Origin of the sequence: Mucilaginibacter sp. SMC90, assembly GCF_022811725.1 — a bacterium.
GTDB lineage: Bacteria > Bacteroidota > Bacteroidia > Sphingobacteriales > Sphingobacteriaceae > Mucilaginibacter.
On the sequence record NZ_CP094527.1, the window covers coordinates 647,749 to 668,427 of the forward strand.

Consider the following 20,679-nt stretch of genomic DNA (forward strand, 5'->3'; position numbering starts at 1 on the left):
CAGTTATGATGACAGACGAAGAAATGAAATACCCGATCGGGAAGTTTGCCCCCCCTGCTTCGTACACTACCGAAGATATGCGCGGCTGGATAGAAGATATTGCCACCCTGCCAGGAAAGCTGCGTCACGCAATTGCAGGTCTTAATTATCAGGAGCTGGATACCCCATACCGTACCGGCGGCTGGACACTGCGCCAGGTGATCCACCATTTGGCCGATAGCCATATGAACTCGATTACCCGTTTTAAGCTTGCCCTTACCGAAAATAACCCAACCATAAAACCCTATGAAGAGGCCGACTGGGCCCTGCTGCCCGATTATCGTTTACCGGTTGAGCCATCATTAAAAATGCTCGAAGGCATCCATCAGCACTTTGTGGCCCTGTTTGAAAGCTTTACCGAAAACGAATGGGCGCGCACGTTTGTACACCCGGCTTCGGGCGATACCATATCGCTCAAAAAAGGTCTTGCTACATACGCTTGGCACAGCAACCACCATTTGGCGCACGTGACGGAAACGGTAAAGAAGTTTGTGAAGGTTTAAGCTTGAGACGAATGGATAAAGGTAAAATGTGTTTGTAACTTGAATAAAGTTCATATATACCTTTTATAAAAATGTCATTTCAAAACGAGGAGCGGGTGATTAATCTTATACGTCCGTGCTAATTATGGCTGGTTAAGGTGGCATACAAGATGTCCTCATCCAAATCTCGCAATTTCATACCACTGCCCGTTCTGAAATGACACTTTTTATTAGAACCTGGAGTTATTACACCATGTTCTAATTAATCACTGCGCCGTCCTTTACCTCATCGCTGGCGTTTTTAAGGATGGTATCATTGGCCTTCAGATTGCCAAACACCTCGGTTGAATCATGCCTTGTCAATCCTTCTTTGATATCTGTTATAACTGCTTTACCATTTTTTACGGCAATCACATATTCCCGCTCGGTAGACCGAATAATAGCATTGTTAGGAACAAGCAGTGATTTTGCGCCGGATAGCATCGGGATCCTTACTTCGGCGTACATACCCGGTTTTAATATACTCTGATGGTTCTGTACATCTATTTCAATAGCTTCAGAACGCATGCTCCCTAAGGCATTAGCCGAACGACTGATTTTGGCAGTTTGTTCCTGCCCGGGCATGGCGTTAAAAGTGAATTTAACCGGCTGTTTAAGGTCTACCTTGTCAACGTAATCTTCGGGGATATAAACCTCCAGGCGTAGTTTGCGGGTATCCTGTAAAATAAGCATGGGCAGGTCTGTGCCTTTTCCGGGAGCTACCAATGCACCCGGAGAAACGTTACGCTGGATGATCATCCCGTCAAAAGGTGCGCGGATGTTCAGGTAATCCTGCATGGTGCGTACAGATGCCACGATTGAGCTTTCCGAACGGGCCATCGCATCATCAGCCTTCATTTTTGACAAAGCGTTATCCAGTTCAAGCGGCGATACCGAGCCTGGTTCCTTTGCGGCTTCTTTTAAGCGCTGATATTTTTCCTTACTGGCAACTGCATTTTCCTTTGCTTGCATATACCGCGAATCTGCAGCCTGCAGTTGCGATTCCATTTCGGGAGCCTCTAAGGTGACTAATAGTTGTCCCTTTTTAACCAATGTGCCCCGGTCAACAAAAACAGTTTTCACAAAACCGTTTACTTTCGGAAACAGGTTTACCTCGTTATATGGCTTTAACTGCCCTGGAAGCCGGGCTTCGCTCGACAGTGCTTTTTCAGACACTTTGCCGGTTTCATATCCGGTTGCTTTTTTGGTGGATTTGGTTTCTGTCATATCCACCGGTTTTTGATTGCCTGCACATGCGGCCATCAGGCTGATACTGCTTAGCAGTATGATATATTTTAGTTTCATGATATTAGCTGTTGGAAGTTTCAAGTTGTTGCGGTTGGTTAACATTTACATCCTTTAACAGGGATGGCGAATCATAGGTGGTATTTTGCTGAACCCAGGCAAACACCTGCGGCAGAATAAATAGCGCGGCTAAGGTTGAGGCAAACAAGCCACCTATAACAGCCCTGCCTAATGGCGCAGTTTGCTCACCGGCTTCTCCCATACCCGATGCCATGGGGACCATGCCCGCCATCATGGCCAAGCTGGTCATGAGGATTGGCCTTAGCCGGATAGAGGCACTGGTGATGGCCGCCCGTGTAGAGTCTTTATAATCGAGCCTCAACGTTTCGGCATTGGTCACGATCAGGATGGCATTGGCTACCGATACCCCTGTTGACATGATCATACCCATATAACTTTGCAGGTTAAGTGTTGAACCCGTAAGCAGCAAGGCTGTTAACGAGCCCAATATTACCGCAGGCACGGTTGATAACACAGTAAGCGATAATTTAAACGACTGGTAATTGGCAGCCAGCAATAAAAAGATCACCAAAATGGCAAACATCAAACCGTTTTGCAGGCTATCAAGCGTTTCCGTTAGCAGGCTCGACATCCCTTTAACCTCTGCAATTAAGCCTTTAGGAGGCGCGCCAACCGATTTAATTACTTTTTGTACCGCGGCGGTAGCTGTACCCAGATCTTTCTTGTAAATATTAGCACTCACGGTTAAAAAGCGGCGCGGGCCGGTACGGTCATATTCACCGGGAACATAGTTAACCTTAAAGCCGGCAATATCGCCCAGTACAGGTGTGCTTTGTCCTTTTACCAATGGAATCTCTTTCAGCTCATCCATGGTATTCATCACATACTCGGGTATTTGCACCTGCACCTGGTAGGTATAAGCCGATTTATCATCGAGCCAAAGGTTTTTTTCTGTAAAACGACTTGAGGAGGTACTGGCCGTAACAGACCGGGCAACATCTTTAATATCCAGGCCTAACTGAGCGGCCTTCAGCCTATCGAGCGTTATTGCAACTACCGGAAATTTTAAAGGTTGATTGATCTGCACATCCCGCAGGTAATCTATCTTTTTAAGCCCGGCCAAAACTTTATTGGCATAGCCTTCTATCTGTGCCATATCCTTGCCTGCCACCCTTATTTCAATCGGAGTGGATGCGCCCTGGCTCATGATCTTTTCGGTCATGTCGATAGGTTCAAAAGTGATGCGCAAATCAGGGATCCTGGATGCTATATTTTTACGGAGGGCATCCTTGAGCTCATCCATGTTGATGTGGTAATCTTCATCAAGGTTAACCTGTAGTACGGCTTCGTGCGTACCGGTATTAAACACGTAAAGGTTACTGGTACCGTAGCTGCTTGGCACAATGCCCACATAGCCTGATGTAATAGCTACGTGGTGGTTTACCGTGCTGTCAATGATCTGTAGCACCTGTTTCAGCCCATCTTCTGTGCGCTCAAGTCTTGTCCCGTCCGGCTCTTTTATCCTGATCTGGAACTGGCCGTTATTAAGCTTCGGCATCATATCCTTGCCTATGGTAATAAAGCATATACCTGCAAGCAACAACACTATAACAAGATAAACAGGCACAATTACACGTTTATTCGGCATCCATTTTTGCAGGATATTCATGAAATGTATTTTTACCCGCTCAAACAGGTCATTCTTTTCAGGATGTTGCTCTTCCTGCTGCAGGTGGTGGTTTACCTGGCCTTCTTCGGGCTTATCTATAGCTTCACCGGCATGGGCGTGCAGCTTGTCATGCTCATAGTGCTGGTAAGTTTCGGCTTTGATGAGCCAGTTCGACATGATCGGTACCAGTGTTTGTGCTATGATATATGATACGATCATGGTTAAACCGATGGACAATGACAGCGGCAAGAACATAGCCTTAGGTACACCATTCATCATAAACGATGGCGCAAACACAGCCAGGATACAAAGCAGGATCAGCAACAGCGGGAAGGAGATTTCCTGGCACGCATCAAAAATTGCCTGTGCCTTGCTCTTGCCCATTTCCAGGTGCTGGTGAATATTCTCGATAGTTACCGTGGCCTGATCTACGAGGATCCCGATGGCAAGTGCGAGCCCGCTCAAGGTCATGATATTGATGGTTTGGCCAAATAAGCCAAGCAGCAACACCCCCAATAAAATAGAAACCGGGATAGTGATCACTACGATCAAACTGCTGCGCCAGTCGCGTAAAAACAGTAACACCATCAGGCCTGTAAGTAAAGCGCCCAAACCGCCTTCGGTTAACAGGCTTTTCACCGCGTTTATCACAAATATGGACTGGTCAAACTCGTACGAGATCTTAACATCATCGGGCAAAAGGCCCTGAATTTCCGGGATCTTCTTTTTCAAAGCTTGTACCACGCTCCAGGTACTGGCATCGGCAGTTTTTACCACGGGTAAATAAACCGAGCGTTTGCCATTGATCAGGGCGTAATCAACCGTCACGTCAGTAGCATCAGCAACACGGGCAATATCTTTTACCAAAATGGGGACACCGTTTTTAGTTACTACGGGGATATTGCCAAATTCGTCGGTTTGGTTGATCAGCGTATTAACGGTAGTCACAAACATGGTGTTGCCTAACCTCAGGTTGCCCGAGGGCGACATCACGTTGAACTTAGCCAATGCACCTACTACCTCATCTGCGGTAAGGCCATAACTCCTTAATTTGTTGGGGTCAACACTTAAGGTGATTGACCTTGCGTTTGAGCCAAATGGCGGCGGAGCCGATAAGCCCGGAACCGTGGCAAACATGGGCCTTACCTTGGTGGCAGCCATATCGTAAATATCCTTCAGGCTGCGGTTGGGAGCAGAGAGCACCAATTGCCCAACAGGTAACGATGAGGCATCAAACCTAACCACCTGCGGCGGCAATGCCCCCGGAGGGAAGAAACTCATTACGCGGCTTACCTGCAAAGCTACCTGGGCCTGGGCTTCGGCCATATCTGTGCTTTCGTAAAAGCTCAGTTTTACCATGGTTAGGCCCTGGATATTTTTACTGGTGATGCTTTTGATGCCGTTCACGTACAGGAACTGGTCCTGCAAACGGGTAGAAAAGAAGCCCTCCATTTGCTGGGGCGACATGCCCCCATATGATTCAATTACATAAATGGTGGGCAGGTTTAATTTCGGGAAAATATCTATTGGTATATTGATAGCACTAAGCACTGCAAAGATGAGCAGGCTTAAGGTAACCACCACCGTGGTGATGGGCCTTTTAAGTGCGGATGTGACCATTGACATAGCTAAATTATTTTAAAAGGTTTAATACAGAACTTACCTGGTTTTCGGTAATAGCTTTCCTGAACAGCGCGTTTGAGTAAGCATATTTAGCCTGTACATAATCTGTTTCGGCGCGGTAAAGGATATTTAGCGCAGCATTAAGTTCAATAATGTCGGTTAAGCCGTTTTTATATAAAGACAGCTTTTGACGATAGCCATCGGTTGCGGCTTTAAGCTGATGAGGAATTTCGAGCAAACGGTCATGCGCTGTTTGCAGCTCCACATTTGATTGATTGGCGCTTACAGCCAGCAGTTGCTTTTGTTCTTCCAGCTTTTTACGTGTGTAATCCGTATTGGCGCGTTGGGTCCTCAGCTTTAACTGGCGCCTGCGGATATCAAACAGGTTATAAGAAACGCCTATACCTACCAGGTAATTGTTCCTGTCGAAACCCCAGCCGCTGCTCAGGCTGTTGAAATGATCGTTAGCATCAACACTTGATCCACGGCCCCAAACTGCTCCTTCAAGCATTATTTTAGGATTGTAACTTTTCTTAACAAGCTCCTCACGTTGCAGGCTGTTTTGGTATACCGACTTATAGTAATTGATTAGCGGGTGGTTAGCCGTATCAACTTCTGAAGGCTGAAGGATATTTTCGGCACCGATGAGATTTGCCTCAAGAGTAGTGTCAGGCACAATGGTTTGATAGGGCAACCCACTGATTGCCGATAACTGTAATTGCACCTGCTTTAACTGATTATTAAGCTCAATATAGTTTAAGCGGGCTTTTGATAGTTCGGCCTCTGCTATACTGGTGTCAACACCGGCACGTACCCCACTTTTGGCAAGTGACTGTACCGAACGCCGGATCTCTTTATTGCGGCTGATGTTACGGGCCTGGATAGCAAGAAAATTTTCAAGTTTTAACAGCATTAGGTAATTACCGATAGCATAAGCCTGAAGCTGGTATTTTGAATCGGCAAATTGGTTTTGTTGTACCTGAATATCAGAGCTGGCTACTTTGTTCTGTAACCTGTATGCTCCGAAGTTATAGATTTCCCAGTCCAACGCGGCAACACCAACATTAGCAGATACTGTAGTAGTATTACTTTCGGTACGTACGCCCCTTGAATCGGAAGGAATGATACCAAAGCCAAAATACGGGCCTGCAACGTTGTTATTAGTGCCGTAATCGGCCTGGTAATTTAATTTAAGGTTAGGCAGCCAGTTGCTGCGGGTTTCGGTAGCCATAGCTTGCTTTACTGCTATTGCCGCCGAGTCGGTTAGTAGTGTCGGTGCATTTTGGTTTACACTGTTGAGCAGTGTTTTTAAACTAACCGGTGTATTATTTTGCTGCTGCGCGTAACTACAGGCTGCGGTTAACAGGGCTGTAAACAAGCAGCAGAATTTTTTTAAAATTCGCATATCTTGATTTTCCTTAATAATGCTTACCGGAAAATGCCTGCGCAGATGATCAACATGCAGATCAACAACTACAGCAAACAGTACCGGTAAACGATGGATAATTAATTGAAAAAATGATTGGCAAAGGCATAACGCCTTCGGTCATTCAAATCAAATGCGAAAAGTGCAAAGGGAAAGATAGATGTAGTGATGGGCGAAGCTAAGTCTGAGATCTTCGAAAAATGAACTGATGCTCAATTTGCGAAGCCGCAATACAAAAAAGAGCAGTATAAAACTGCTTAAAACCGCAGTGATTAAATCAATAACCGATTTTTTTTCTTCAAGGGTTGATTTATCAGGCCTTTGTACATAGCTTGATTCGTTGAAGCTTCTGCTTACGCTTTCAGTTTTTCGTTTAAAAACTGAATTAAACGCAGTTGAGTGCGTACTTGGCAGTTGTGTTAGCCGGGGGAGGAAGAAAACGTGGCTGCTTGCTATAAGCAAATAAAACGCCATCACTGTTATAACCAACCATGACTTTAACAACCCGGAATTTCTCTTTTTTAACATTTTAACTTACTCAGTACAAAAATGGGAAAAAATGTCGTTTTGTTTTGCAAAAGTATTGTTGCAAACGCAGCTTCTGAATTACGGCTGCCACAAATGGGCACAGACCGTTTTAACTTTGATTAGCTTCGGCCTTATTGGTAACTACTGTATACCATTTTGATAGCTTGTTCATCAGTTCATCAAGCTTTACGGGCTTACTCAAATAATCGTCCATCCCTGCCTGCAGGCAATCCTGTTCATCGCCGGTCATCGCGTTAGCGGTTAAGGCTATGATAACAGGTTGTTTAACATCATCTTTACGGATTACCCGGGTAGCTTCAAGCCCATCCATAACAGGCATCTGCATATCCATTAATATCAACCCATAATCGTTTTGATACAGGGCTTCTATGGCATCAAGCCCATTCTTGGCTATCCCCGGTTTATAGCCCATTTTGCTTAAAATATGCTTGATAACATGCTGGTTAATCTCGTTATCTTCCGCTATCAGAATGTTGAAAGGATATTTATCGCTAAAATCAACCGAAAGCTTGGCCTTTACCTGTTTATCTTCATTTTGGCCATGATTATTTCTTAATGCCATGAAAATCTGCTTGCCAAGTACCTGTTGCTTTATAGGTTTGTTCATAACAGAAGTGAACAGCGACCGCTGATCTTTTATAAACTCTTCGCCTACTGAGCTTAGCAGGATGATTGGGATGTGGCTATATTCATCCTTTATGATCTTTGATAGCATGGCACCATCCATTACAGGCATATGCATATCAGTAATAACCAGGTCGATATCTTTATTTTTTTGCAGTACCACCAATGCTTCGGCTGCAGATTCGGCAGATACAGATTTAAGGTTCCAGTTTTCAAACTGCCGCTCCAGGATAGCCAGATTGGTTTGGTTATCATCAACTACCAGTATTTTTTTACCTTGCAATTCGGTAAGGTCGAAACTCGGCTGCTGCTGATGCCCCCGCTCTCCCGGATAAGCATTTATAGTAAAGGTGAACTTTGCCCCTACGCCGGGCAGGCTTTGAACGCCAATAGTACCACCCATTAAAGTAACAAGCTTTTGGCAAATTGCTAAACCAAGGCCTGTACCGCCATACTTACGTGTGGTAGATGAATCAACCTGCGAAAATGCGCGGAATAAGCGGTGCAGTTTATCTTTCGGAATACCAATGCCGGTATCCCAAACATCAAATTGTAATTTCAGCAAACCATCAGGTTGTTTTTCGAGGCAGCCAACATGAATACCAACTTCTCCTCTTTCGGTAAACTTAATAGCGTTGTTTACCAGGTTAATAAGTACTTGTTTAAGCCTCAACGGATCGCCGATGATACTCGGGGGAATATCTTCATCTATTTCATAAACAAGATCAAGACCCATTTGCCCGGCTTTAACAGCAAACATATCCATAACATCTTCAATACCCTGGCGCAGGTTAAAATCCTCCTGCTCGAGGTCAAGACTTCCTGCTTCTATTTTCGAGAAATCGAGGATATTATTGATCACATGTATAAGCGTTTCGCCGCAATTAATGATGGTTTCGGTAAACATCCGCTGTTCTTCATTAAGCTCGGTTTCATTCAGCAATGCAGACATGCCTATTACGCCGTTCATCGGTGTACGGATCTCGTGGCTCATGGTAGCCAGGAATATACTTTTTTCCTGGTTAGCCTGATCGGCCGCCAGGCGGGCTTTTTGAAGCTCGTGGTTTGAGTGGTTCAGCTCTTTATTTGCCGCTGCTAAAACCTCTTCATTGTGCTTACGCTCAAGTGACAGTTGTGCTTCGCGTTGCAGATCGGCCATTTGCAGGGTTTGCACTATTCGCAGCTCATTATATTTGCGCAATTGATAGGCCCATAACCCGCATATAAACATAATAACGCCGGTAAGCAGGATATGTATTATAAACGTTTGAAGATCAAAGTAATTAAGCTGTGTGAAAAATATATTGCCATACCCGATATCCTGCAGGTAGCTAAACGTGGCGTGGTGTATGGTAACTACTATAACCAACGGAAGCTGCAGTTTCCAGTTTTGATAAGTGATAAGCAGGGCGCTTGAAATAAAAGCAAAAAAATGCATCTCAAACATGCCATGCATCTGGTAAATATACTGCGCCATAAAAATACCCAGCACACATGCCAACACATATTGATATAGCGAAGATTGCGGTAGCGCTATTTTTGCTGTATAATAAGCCAGCAGGCAAAGGCCTCCGACACCAAAGGCTATAAGCCAGGTATCATAAAAAAATGCTAATGCCAAACCTACCGCAAAGTGCACTGGCAAAAAATAATTCATCAACCTGTCTGAGCGGTCTTTGATTTCGGTTTGAAAATTAATGTTATGAGCTATGGCTGCAGTCACTGTTTTCTTGAGCTTATGGGTATGTTAATTATGACAATCGGGCAAGCGACAGCCATAAGATATTAGCGCCAATTTATTAAATGTGAGTGGAGTATTGTTACTAAGTAAACCGTTAATTGCTATTTTGGCAAAGCTTGTCTTCTCGTCAGTGCAATAACGACTTACATTATAATTGCCGCGATAGTATAGTTTACTTTCGGTATCAATCAGCGCAACCTGTGGTGTGGAATAAACCCCGCAGGCTTCGGCAACGGAAGGATCAAATATTACCGGGAGTTTCATGCCAAATTTATCCTGGATCTCGCTTTCGGTAAAATGTTTATTGCTCATGATCACAATAGCAAAATTTACCCTGTCGCGGTATTGTTCAACAATGGCTTTAAATTGTTTAACATTAAACCTTGAGCATGGGCATCCCGGATTAAAAAAGTGCAAAAACAGCGGTTTGCTATGGTCTTTATAATGCCTTGGGTTAACGGAAACAACCGAACCTTGTTTTACCGGTTTATAGTTTTCGGGCACCGGCGTGGGTAGCTGATATTGCAGCTCATTATACCAAAATAATGCGCCGACAATAGCAAGCAGTATAACAAGCCAACCAATAACTAACGTTTTTTTCATTGTGCCAAGGCCTTCTGCATATCATCCAAAATGGATAAAAAATGCAAAAAAGTACTTGTAAACATAATGTTTTTTGGTGTATAAAAAACACTTTTTCAGCGCTTTAAACATATAGGTTTTAAATTTAACCGTTGATAGGGAAGTGTTTTTAACCATTAATTTAATAATGCACTACACCTTTCATTTTACTTAATGATTTTTTTTCGCTTTTCGGTTAAATAACGGCGTAGTGGAATATCATAAGCCTTCATAACAAGGTAAGCAAATGTAACCAGTATAATTAATCCTGGTATAATGATGTAAGCTAAATGGATAGCATCGGGTTTATTTGCCGCGTAATAACTACCAAACATCCACATCACAAAGTAATGTGTCATATACAACGGGTATGAAATATTGCCCGAAAAAACGCATATTTTACGTAAGCCGTTATTAAGAACAGCACCCGCCCCCAAGGCAACCAGCAAAGGGAAATAAATGATAACTACAAAAGGCTCGCTAAGCCAGTTCCATGATGAAAATGGCATCAGGAAAGCCAGCATTAATAAAACTGAAAGGCCGATAAAACCAATTTTATTTTTGATAATGAGGTTGTAACGGTAAACCAGTAAACCGGCAGTAAAGGAATAGGCTATACGCACGCCCCCGTCCCAAAAAGTGTCGCCGCTCCAACCGCCCATTAAATTACCGGAATGGCCGGCCACATAGCAAATACCCGCTGCTGCAATTACTGCAAGCACTATCAGGTAATGCCGGGCCAGGCGGTAAAGCACAAGCGCATAAATAACGTTAGCCGCATATTCCCAAAACAACGACCACGCGGGTGCATTAAAACCAAACAAGTTAAAATACCGCTCGGTCATGGTTGCATTAGGGATCATGAATATCGAGCTAAGAAACAACAGTAATATACTGCCCCCGCTGCGGGCGATAGGCTGGGCATTAAACGGATCAAATAAAAAACCAAGCAAGCCCAATACCGAGCCAAAAACAACGAGTGGGTGCAACCTGATGAGCCTTGATTTAAAAAATTCCATAATACCCATTTTGCCAATTCTGTCATCATAGGCATAGCCAATTACAAAACCCGACAGGCAAAAGAAAAAATCGACCGCCAGGAAACCGTGGCCTATAAAATCCTTGCTGTAGTCGGAGTAAGCGATCTCCATAAAATGGAAAGTAACAACGGCTATAGCGGCCACCCCCCGCAGGCCATCAAGGATTTCGAAATGTTGTTTGGTTTTAAGGATGCCGGGATTTAGTTTTTCCATGTTAAATTATCCAGGTTTATGCAGGAACCTGATTTGCTAAGTAAACAAAAAAACCGCGAAATGAAAGGATTGCATTTTAAAACAGGCTTTTAACAGCCAAACTGGGTAAGATGATGGTCAAGGTGTTTATAGAACATATTGTTCCACTCGGTAAGGGTTAACGGACCAAATGAATGTGATTGGCGGCCCGCAAATGCTGCTTCGCCCAGTTGCTGTGTTTTTTGGATATAGGATATTAACCGCGCTTTTTCGATATTGAAATCCCGTTCGCCGGCGATAAGAAATGCAGGCGCTGTAGGACTGTTGCGTTTATATGGAGTTTCGCTCACCACTTTATTTTTAACCAGCATTTTCAATATTATCTTCATAAATGCACCGGGCTTAGGGTGTTTATCTTCATACACCATTTCGTATGTTACACAACAATGGGCCAGCATTTGCGCAACGCTCATTTTACCCCATTGAGGAGATGTTTGAGGGGTAAGTTTATTGATGCGGCTGATCACATCATCAGCTACTTGTACCGTAAAAATATTGGGTAAGGCCATGAAGCCAAGATAGGTATTTTTATGCAGGGCTGTATCACACATGCCTGTTATACAAAGTAATTACGAAAAGCAGGCAACGTATATGATACGCCATGTTCCCTTATCCCAAAAAATAAAAAATATTTTTTCCATTTTGTCCAATCCACACAGCATGGTTGTCATTAGGTTTTAACAACAAAAATTTAAAACAAAATGGAACAGAGAATCAACATGTGGGAGAAAGGCCAAAACGCTTTAAAACCATTATTCGGCATCAGCGCATATCTTAAAAAATCACCCCTTGAGTTATCATTACTTGAACTGGTAAATTTCAGGGTATCACAGATCAATAAATGTGCTTACTGCCTTGATATGCATTATAAAGATGCCCGTGCCAAAGGCGAAACCGAGCAACGATTATACGGACTGAGCGCCTGGGAAGAATCTCCTTATTATACCGACCGTGAAAGGGCCGCCTTTGCCTGGGCCGAAGCCGTTACCGCCTGCCATGTAACCGATGAAGTGTATGCTACAGCCAAGGCCCAGTTCAACGATCAGGAACTGATTGACCTTACACTGGCAGTTACTACCATTAACACCTGGAACCGCATTAACCTGTCGTTCCCCAACACACCGGGCACTTACCAGGTTGGTCAGTTTGCATAAACAGCTTATATTACAACACTAAAACATAACCTTATGAATGAGTTTTTGTTAGTGATCCACAGGGATCTGAAAAGTAAGGATGCCAGCCCTTCGCCCGAGCAAATGCAGGCAGCTATAAAACCTTTCCAGGATTGGATTGGGGGCATCGCAGCCCAAAACAAGCTGGTTGGCCCTCCCAAACGCTGGGATGGTGATGGCAGGGTGATCAAACAAAATACAGTGATCAATGGCCCCTATGCCGAAATTAAGGAATCAATAGGCGGCTTGTTCCTGATCAGGGCCGAAGATTATGATGATGCTGTTGAAATTGCCAAAGGCTGCCCGGTATTGCAATGGGGTGCCACTGTTGAAGTGCGAATGGCTATACCTGCCGTATAAAACGAAAATGCCTTTGTACCTTTGCAAAGGCATTTTTATTTACCTATGCAACCTAAAGAGCTTCTGCCCCACCTGTTCCGTACCGAATACCGCAAAATTACAGCGGTACTTTGCCGCCTTTTTGGTATCGAACATATTGAAATTGCCGAGGATATTGTGAGCGATACTTTCCTTTCGGCTACCGAGAACTGGAGCCTGAAAGGATTGCCCGATAACCCAACAGCCTGGCTTTACACGGTTGCAAAAAACAAAACCAAAAATTACCTGAAACGGGATACCATTTTTAAACAAAAGCTTTCGCCCGAAATAATATATACCAGCGGCAGCACTGGCGAAATAGAGATCGACCTATCTACCAAAAACATTGCCGATAGTCAGCTGGCTATGATCTTTACAGTTTGTAACCCGGTCATCTCCGGCGAATCGCAGGTAGCACTTGCTTTAAACCTGCTTTGTGGTTTTGGCATACAGGAAATTACGGATGCATTTTTAGCAAACAAAGAAGTTATATACAAGCGGATAAACCGCGCTAAGGAAAAGTTGAAGGAGGCCGGGATCCAGATCAAACAGCCAACCCTAAACGAAATTGGCAACCGGCTGGAAACTGTTTTGACAACCATCTACCTGTTATTTTCTGAAGGATATTACTCTGTTTCACAAAACATCACGCTGCGCCAGGACCTTTGTACCGAAGCCATGCGGCTCAATTACCTGCTTATTGAGAATTCTGCCACCAATACCCCGGCAGTTAATGCTTTGTTTGCGCTGATGTGTTTTCATGCATCGCGGTTTAGGGCCCGTACCAATGATAATGGCACCATGATCATTTATGAAGATCAGGACGAATCACTTTGGGATAGAGATTTAATTGATAAAGGCATCCATTACCTAAACCAGGCATCAACCGGAACAACTTTAACTAAATATCATTTGGAGGCCGGCATTGCCTACTGGCACACCATTAAAGAAAATACTGCTGCAAAATGGGAGAATATATTGCAATTGTACAATAACCTCCTTATCATGGAGTATTCGCCAATAGCAGCTTTGAACCGCACATTCGCCCTTGCCAAAACAAACGGCAAACCGGCCGCAATAGCCGAAGCCGAAAAGCTAAACCTGATCAATAACCATTTTTATTATTCGCTATTGGGTAACCTGTATACCGACGTAGATAATAAAAAAGCATTGCAGCATTACGAAACGGCTCTGAAACTGGCTGCGTCTGCAAATGATAAGGCGATGATAGCTATTAATATCGACCGGCTTAAGCAGCATCATAATTAAGATCATCTAATGGTAGAAACCAACCTTATCAAACAAAAATTTAAAAGCGCTATACGCCGGGGAACCGGCGAAACGCATTTACTGATCCAAAATCATCCGCAGATTGATTTTTCGGGAGAGATCATCAAAGCCTGTGTTAAGAATTTCGCCTACGATGGTCAATGCGAAGACAGCAGGGGCAAATATCTTTTTGAACTGATCAATCTTTCGGGAAGAGAGGGTAAAATAAAACAAGGGGTACTAAAAGCTCTTTTAAAGCCTCAAAAAGATACATGGACCCTAACACAGCTTTTTGACCTGGCTAAAATGTTTGCTCAACAGGGAGATACCGAAGCCAGGCAAGTCATTTATGATGCGTATGTTCATAATCCTATCTGGGGCTCAGACTGGGCGGGTACTTCAGAGATCACAGAGCTTGATGGTATTGAAGGCCTGAAATTTATAGCAGAAGAATTTGGAAAGCGCCTTGAAAAAAATCCCGAAGACTGGCAAGATGATGATCTCATCAATAAATTTCAAAAAGAAAATCCGGAAGTTGATGTTTGGACCCAATTGGATATCAGTGCCGAACAAAATCGCTTTATAAAGATATACACGGATGCAGTAAGGGAAAACATAGTGCGAAATAGCGAGCGGGTAAAAACACCGGAGCCCGTTTATAAAAATATAGTTGAAGAAGTTTTGTTAAAGCAAAGCAGGACCTGGTTTTTTAATGGGAAACTAAAGCGTCCCGAACTTGACTCAATAGCACAACAGCTTTTAACTGAACGAAAGAAAAGTAACATTGAAAAATTACTGCGGATTTTTACAAGGCATAAATTCCCGCTTGATCAAAAGATGCTGTTTGACCTTGCGCGCAAAGATCCTGTCAAGAACAGAAGAATTGTAACGTCGGCTATTAAAGCGCTAAATCTTTTCAAAAGTAAAAAGATCAGGCAGTTTGCTTTAGAACAGATAACCATTGGCAAGCACCCCACTTTTTTTGTTGAACTTTTAATTGAGAATTATAAAAAAGGAGATCACAAACTGCTAAGTTTACTGGTGGCAGATAGTAACAAAGCAGTTGAATTAGAGGGGCTAATTATTGATATCACCAATATTTATCACACTAATAAAACCTCCGATTGCCGGGAACCGCTTGAAGCGCTTTATGATAAACATAGCTGCAGCATTTGCCGAAAAATTGCCGTTAAAATATTGAAGGAAAATAATGCATTGAGCGAAAGGATAAAAAACGAGATCAGATTTGATTGTAACGAGGATACAAGGGAACTTTATGAGTAGGTGTCGCATCTGTTTATATATCCTAATAAAGATGAACTACCTGTCAGCATCAAGATAATTAAATTGGGAATCAAAAAGATCATCACTATATTAAGACCTCAATTTATAATTCAAAGCAAACCTGAACTTTATAAAAGCAAACATATTGGAACTGCAAATAGATAGGCTTACGGCTTTTCCGGAGGGGATTAATTTTCAATATAACTGGCGCAAATATCAGCAACGCGTACTCGACGGGCTTAACGAACATTTGGCCGACGGACATCTGCACGTAATAGCTCCGCCTGGTTCAGGTAAAACTATTTTAGGATTAGAGGTAGCCAGGCGCATCAACAATGCCACGCTGATCCTTGCGCCATCCATCGCTATCCGCAACCAGTGGATCCGCCGGTTTTGCGAAATGTTTTTACAAACAGAACATATGCCTGCCTGGATTTCGAAAGACATCCGCAAGCCTGCATTTATGACCGTGATCACTTACCAGGCACTGCATGCTGCCTGTAACAATTTACGGATTGCTGAAGAAGACGCCGAAATTGAGGAAGAGGAAGTGGATGATGAATTAATATCAACATCACATAATCAAAACCTTCATAACATAATTGAGGGGTTAAAACAGCAAAATGTAAAAACCATAGTTATCGATGAGGCTCACCACCTTAAAAACGAATGGTGTATTACCCTCAGCAAAGTTAAAGAAGCTATTGCCCCTGTAACTATAGGCTTAACTGCCACGCCACCTTATGATGTTTCACCTAACGAATGGCAGCGATACATAGAGTTAAACGGGCCTGTCAGCGTTGAAATTACCGTGCCTGAACTGGTTATTGAAGGCGACCTTTGTCCTCACCAGGATTATGTTTACCTGAGCTTACCAACCCAAACTGAGGCCGAAAACATCAATAATTTCAGGCAGCGCATGCTGGTGCTTTTTGAGGAGATAAAGCATGATAAAATACTTATTACAGCAATTGAAAACCATCCTGTTTGGCTTCAGCCTAATGAACACCTTGATTGGATCTACACTAATCTTTCCTGCTATTCGGCTTCGCTGATATTTTTAAATGCCAACGGGCGCGAGATCCCCAAAAGTCACCTGGATATTATCGACGATAAAAATGTAAAGATTCCCGGATTTGATTATAAATGGGCCGAGATACTGCTTGATTTTTATCTGTATAAGGAAAAGCAACCTTTTAAAGGTTTTGAAGAACATAAAAAGAACCTCGAAAATAAATTACGCCGAAACGGAGCCATTGAAAAACGGCAGATCTGCTTTTCGCAAAACAGGCAGGTCACAGGTCTTTTATCATCAAGTATAAGCAAGCTGGAAAGTATAAAGCAAATTGTCGACTTTGAATATCAGCATTTAAAGCATGATCTTCGGATGGTAATACTTACCGATTATATCAGGAAAGAGTACTATGCTAACACTGTTCAAAACAACATTGAGCTTAACAAAATAGGGGTAATAACAATTTTTGAAAAGCTAAGGCGCGAAAATAATGCAGGGATAAAGATCGGTGTATTAACCGGTTCATTGGTGATCATTCCGCGCTCTGCCTATCCTGCATTTGAAACATTGACGGAGGGGCAGAGGCTTGGAAAGATAGTATGCGAACAAGTACCTTTTGATGAGGATTATATTTTAATTGAAGAGTGCAGCCAGCTCAAAAACGAAATAGTTCATATCATCACAGAGATTTTTGAACAGGGAGATATAGAATTACTTATCGGCACAAAATCATTATTGGGCGAAGGCTGGGACGCACCTGCCATTAATACATTGGTACTGGCAAGTTTTGTTGGCTCGTTTGTACTTTCAAACCAGATGCGGGGGCGTGCTATTCGTACTCAAAAAGGTAACCCGGGCAAAACCGGCAATATCTGGCACCTGGCCTGTATCGACACCTCATCGGCAACCGGTGGTGATGATTTTGACACGCTCAAAAGGAGGTTCGGAAGTTTTGTCGGCATCTCTTTTAAAGATAATTATGGTATAGAAAGCGGCGTAGCCAGGTTAAATATTCCTGAAAAGATAACTGATGAAATACAGGTTGAATTAGGCAATAAAGAGACCATGCGGCACGCGGCCGACAGGGAAACGCTTAAAAAACACTGGATAGCGGCGCTTGAAAAGGGAATAACCATGGTAGAAGAAATTAAAGTCCCTTTCCCTGGCGAGCACGAATATCAAGCAGTTAAAAGCCTGCATTTTAACCGAACCATCAAAAACCTGGTCATATCACTCGGCATTGGCTTATTTGATTATTTAATGAACATGATCAGTTCAATAGGCAGGATGGGCAGGAGCATTAATTCAAAAGAAGGCTTATATAACTATTTAACTATCGTTTCGATAGCGGGCGTAGTAATATTCGGTCGTAAAGCGTTTAAAGCATTCAGGTTATATGTTAAATATCGTGATATAGCAAAAGACGTACAACAAATTGGCGACGCCCTGTTGAATGCCATGATCAAAACCGGCATAGTTAAAACCAGCTATGATAAAATAAGCATTGAAGCATCGGTTGATCATCTTGGTGCCGTTTACTGTTATATTGATGGCGGGTCAACTTTTGAAAAATCAGCCTTTATCAATATGCTGCATGAGGTGGTTAGTCCTATTGATAATCCGCGGTACGTGATAACCCGCAGAAGCATTTTTATGCGCTTTATTAAACAGGAAGATTTTCACGCAGTACCCGAAGTTATCGGGCGCAATAAAAATACGGCCGTTTATTTCAGCCAGCAATGGGAAAGGTTAGTTGGCCCTTGTGAACTCATTTTTACCCGCAGTATTGAAGGGCGCAGCCTGTTACTAAAATCAAGGATAAAATCACTATCTGCACAATTTGAGAAAAAGACCGAAAGGATAAACAGGTGGCAATAAGAACTTTGAGTTACGACAATGTTAATCTTTGATAAAAATAAAATATCATAAACACAATAAAATTCCCGCCTTAAAAATTTGGATAATAAAACTTAAATCACTTATCTTCGTTAATTACCAAATAGCAAGACTATGTAAGCTGCGGGCTTATATAGTCTTGTTTGCTTTTATAAGCGTTGCGTCCTTTCTTAAAATAGGGAAGGGCGGTTTTTTTTGGATAACCAACAGTAATAAATATTAATTAATTTTTGCGTTATGGCAGAGGTATCATACTATACCAAGGAAGGTTTAGAAAAATTAAAAGAGGAACTACAAAGATTAAAAACAACCGGCCGTTCCGATATATCAAAAGCTATTGCTGAGGCACGTGACAAAGGCGACCTTTCGGAAAACGCCGAGTACGATGCAGCAAAAGAAGCACAGGGTTTACATGAGGCTAAAATTGCACAGATGCAGGAAACACTGGCAAACGCCCGCCTGCTTGATGAATCGAAGATAGATACTTCAAAAGTACTGGCCCTGTCGGTCGTTAAGATCAAAAACCTTAAAAATGGCGCTACTATGAGCTACCAATTGGTTTCAGAAAGCGAAGCTGATTTAAAAACCGGTAAAATTTCGGTAGCATCTCCTATAGCTAAAGGCCTGCTTGGTAAAAAGGTTGGTGAAAAAACTGAGATCACCGTACCTGCAGGTAAAATTGAATTTGAGATCCTGGAAATAAGCAGGTAAGTGATTAGGTGAGTAGTTGATTGGGTGAATGGTTAATAAGTTAAAAGAAATAGCTCACCCAATCAGTTAGCCGACAAAAATTAACCACTCACCCAATCAACATAATCAACCACTCACTGTCTATAACCATTCACCCCACCATGACCATCTTTTCAAAAATAGTTGCAGGCGAGATCCCGGCTTATAAAGTGGCCGAGAACGAGGAATTTTTAGCTTTTTTAGATATTTTTCCGCTTACGGAAGGACATCTGCTGGTGATTCCTAAAAAAGAGGTTGATTATCTTTTTGACCTGGATAATAACACCTATGCCGGTTTGCAGCTCTTTGCTAAAAAAGTAGCAATCGCATTAAAAGAAGCCGTTCCGTGCCCGCGGGTTGGGGTAGCCGTGATGGGACTTGATGTGCCTCATGCACATATTCATCTCATCCCGATGAATGATATGAACAGCATTAACTTTTCGCTCCCCAAACAAAAATTCACGCCCGAGCAATTTAATGCTACCGCCGAAAAGATCAGGCAGGCGATCGGTTAATCAAAGAATTTTATAATGTTAAAAAAAAGCTGCATCCGTATATACTGGTGCAGCTTTTTTTGTTGGTATGCAGAAGTTATCTGCAGGTTACTTAGCCGCCGGTGCAGGAAAATGCCTGATCTTTTCATTATATACCAGGATCTTTCCGTTTTTGAGCAAAACGTCGTCCACATAGTAAAGCGAATCTTTTTTGCCTTTTTTATCAGTCCATTTTTCTACATACCAAAGTGTAACCCAGGTATCTTTTTTATCAGGGTAATAGGTTGTCATCCATGAATCAAACTCTTTGGTTACAGTGGCCAAACACTGACTATCAAACAAATAAAACACTTAAACCCCCAGGCTAATACTTTACGAAAAAGCACGGTTACATGGTAGGCGACTGCTGGTAGATATCCCAATATTGATCTTTTGTATTGGTTTTTTTCGCCAGGATTATTTTTGAGTTTACACTGCCCTTTTTGTCGGATGGGGTAAGATACAGATCGGTACCTTTCAGTTTAATCAGAAAAGTATCTTTATCAATGGGCTCAAACTCGTATTGTTGGGTTGCGTTATCGGTATTAAGAGGCTGTTCTTCCAGCGCTACTCCGGCAGTGGCTTCTGCCACCGGCTGAAAGGTTTTGCTGGTGAAAAGGTTTTTCAGTTTGTAAGTATTACCACCTACATGCTGAAAATCCCAGGTCATGCATTTCCAGTTTTCGGGATAATAAGCTACTAAAGGAGTGCCATTTTCCGCACGAGCATCTTTAACCCGTAACAGCATGCCGGTTTGTTCATTTTTTATAGCGTAAGTTCCCTTAATTTGTTGAGCCATAACCGTAAGGCCAGGCAACAGAAAGCATATCAATAAGGCAAATGTCTTCATAGGTATTTCAATTTAACTAAAATTACACACAAATTAAAAACAGCAGTTATACAAATTAGTTCAGTTTTTAGTCTATATGTATCAAAGAATTGGGGGCCGCAAGATACAGAACCCAACCGCTGGCCCCAAGTTTTACAATAGCACAACTTCCGCCAGTTAAAAAAATCCAATGTTAATTGTAA

General features: G+C 42.7%; 17 protein-coding genes. 8 read left to right on the forward strand and 9 right to left on the reverse strand.

The annotated features are described in order from the left end of the window. Window positions 1-5: 5 nt before the first annotated feature. A complete protein-coding gene (locus MTO98_RS02895; RefSeq protein WP_243485132.1) occupies window positions 6-542 on the forward strand; it encodes a YfiT family bacillithiol transferase in 537 nt (178 codons plus the stop codon). A gap of 237 nt (window positions 543-779) precedes the next feature. On the opposite strand, the gene MTO98_RS02900 is transcribed toward MTO98_RS02895, so the two are convergent. The 7 genes from MTO98_RS02900 to MTO98_RS02930 all read right to left on the reverse strand — a co-directional run bounded on the left by MTO98_RS02900 (window position 780) and on the right by MTO98_RS02930 (window position 11,922). After that, entirely contained in the window at window positions 780-1,865 is a 1,086-nt protein-coding gene (locus tag MTO98_RS02900; protein ID WP_243485133.1) for an efflux RND transporter periplasmic adaptor subunit, read from the reverse strand. 4 nt (window positions 1,866-1,869) lie between these two features. Beyond that, window positions 1,870-5,121, reverse strand: coding sequence for an efflux RND transporter permease subunit (locus MTO98_RS02905; protein WP_243485134.1), 3,252 nt, complete (start codon window positions 5,119-5,121; stop codon window positions 1,870-1,872). 7 nt (window positions 5,122-5,128) lie between these two features. After that, on the reverse strand, window positions 5,129-6,523 hold the full coding sequence (locus MTO98_RS02910) for a TolC family protein (RefSeq protein WP_243485135.1): 1,395 nt from the start codon (window positions 6,521-6,523) through the stop codon (window positions 5,129-5,131). A gap of 658 nt (window positions 6,524-7,181) precedes the next feature. Next, window positions 7,182-9,440, reverse strand: coding sequence for a response regulator (locus MTO98_RS02915; RefSeq protein WP_243485136.1), 2,259 nt, complete (start codon window positions 9,438-9,440; stop codon window positions 7,182-7,184). 24 nt (window positions 9,441-9,464) lie between these two features. Next, window positions 9,465-10,061 (reverse strand): AhpC/TSA family protein, encoded by a 597-nt coding sequence (locus MTO98_RS02920; RefSeq protein ID WP_243485137.1) that lies wholly within the window; start codon window positions 10,059-10,061, stop codon window positions 9,465-9,467. Window positions 10,062-10,246: 185 nt separating this feature from the next. Then, entirely contained in the window at window positions 10,247-11,332 is a 1,086-nt protein-coding gene (locus tag MTO98_RS02925; protein WP_243485138.1) for an acyltransferase, read from the reverse strand. An 89-nt stretch (window positions 11,333-11,421) separates the two neighbouring features. Beyond that, window positions 11,422-11,922, reverse strand: coding sequence for a DUF1569 domain-containing protein (locus MTO98_RS02930; RefSeq protein WP_243485139.1), 501 nt, complete (start codon window positions 11,920-11,922; stop codon window positions 11,422-11,424). Between the two features lie 150 nt (window positions 11,923-12,072). Between MTO98_RS02930 and MTO98_RS02935 the strand changes: the two genes are divergently transcribed. The 7 genes from MTO98_RS02935 to MTO98_RS02965 all read left to right on the forward strand — a co-directional run bounded on the left by MTO98_RS02935 (window position 12,073) and on the right by MTO98_RS02965 (window position 19,629). Continuing rightward, window positions 12,073-12,525, forward strand: coding sequence for a carboxymuconolactone decarboxylase family protein (locus MTO98_RS02935; protein ID WP_243485140.1), 453 nt, complete (start codon window positions 12,073-12,075; stop codon window positions 12,523-12,525). A gap of 33 nt (window positions 12,526-12,558) precedes the next feature. Further along, window positions 12,559-12,903, forward strand: a complete 345-nt coding sequence (locus MTO98_RS02940) for a YciI family protein (protein ID WP_243485141.1) — start codon at window positions 12,559-12,561, stop codon at window positions 12,901-12,903. Window positions 12,904-12,948: 45 nt separating this feature from the next. Beyond that, entirely contained in the window at window positions 12,949-14,190 is a 1,242-nt protein-coding gene (locus MTO98_RS02945; protein WP_243485142.1) for an RNA polymerase sigma factor, read from the forward strand. Between the two features lie 9 nt (window positions 14,191-14,199). Continuing rightward, a complete protein-coding gene (locus MTO98_RS02950; protein WP_243485143.1) occupies window positions 14,200-15,474 on the forward strand; it encodes a hypothetical protein in 1,275 nt (424 codons plus the stop codon). Between the two features lie 145 nt (window positions 15,475-15,619). After that, complete coding sequence (locus MTO98_RS02955) at window positions 15,620-18,367, forward strand: DEAD/DEAH box helicase family protein (RefSeq protein WP_243485144.1); 2,748 nt, start codon at window positions 15,620-15,622, stop codon at window positions 18,365-18,367. A gap of 255 nt (window positions 18,368-18,622) precedes the next feature. Then, a complete protein-coding gene (gene greA, locus MTO98_RS02960) occupies window positions 18,623-19,096 on the forward strand; it encodes a transcription elongation factor GreA (protein WP_110586106.1) in 474 nt (157 codons plus the stop codon). Between the two features lie 140 nt (window positions 19,097-19,236). Next, window positions 19,237-19,629: an HIT family protein gene (locus MTO98_RS02965; RefSeq protein ID WP_243485145.1), complete on the forward strand. Its 393-nt coding sequence runs from the start codon at window positions 19,237-19,239 to the stop codon at window positions 19,627-19,629. 87 nt (window positions 19,630-19,716) lie between these two features. Here the strand turns inward: MTO98_RS02965 and MTO98_RS02970 are convergent, their stop codons facing one another. Continuing rightward, a complete protein-coding gene (locus tag MTO98_RS02970) occupies window positions 19,717-19,932 on the reverse strand; it encodes a hypothetical protein (RefSeq protein ID WP_243485146.1) in 216 nt (71 codons plus the stop codon). A gap of 64 nt (window positions 19,933-19,996) precedes the next feature. Next, entirely contained in the window at window positions 19,997-20,497 is a 501-nt protein-coding gene (locus MTO98_RS02975) for an RICIN domain-containing protein (protein WP_243485147.1), read from the reverse strand. Between the last annotated feature and the right edge of the window lie 182 nt (window positions 20,498-20,679).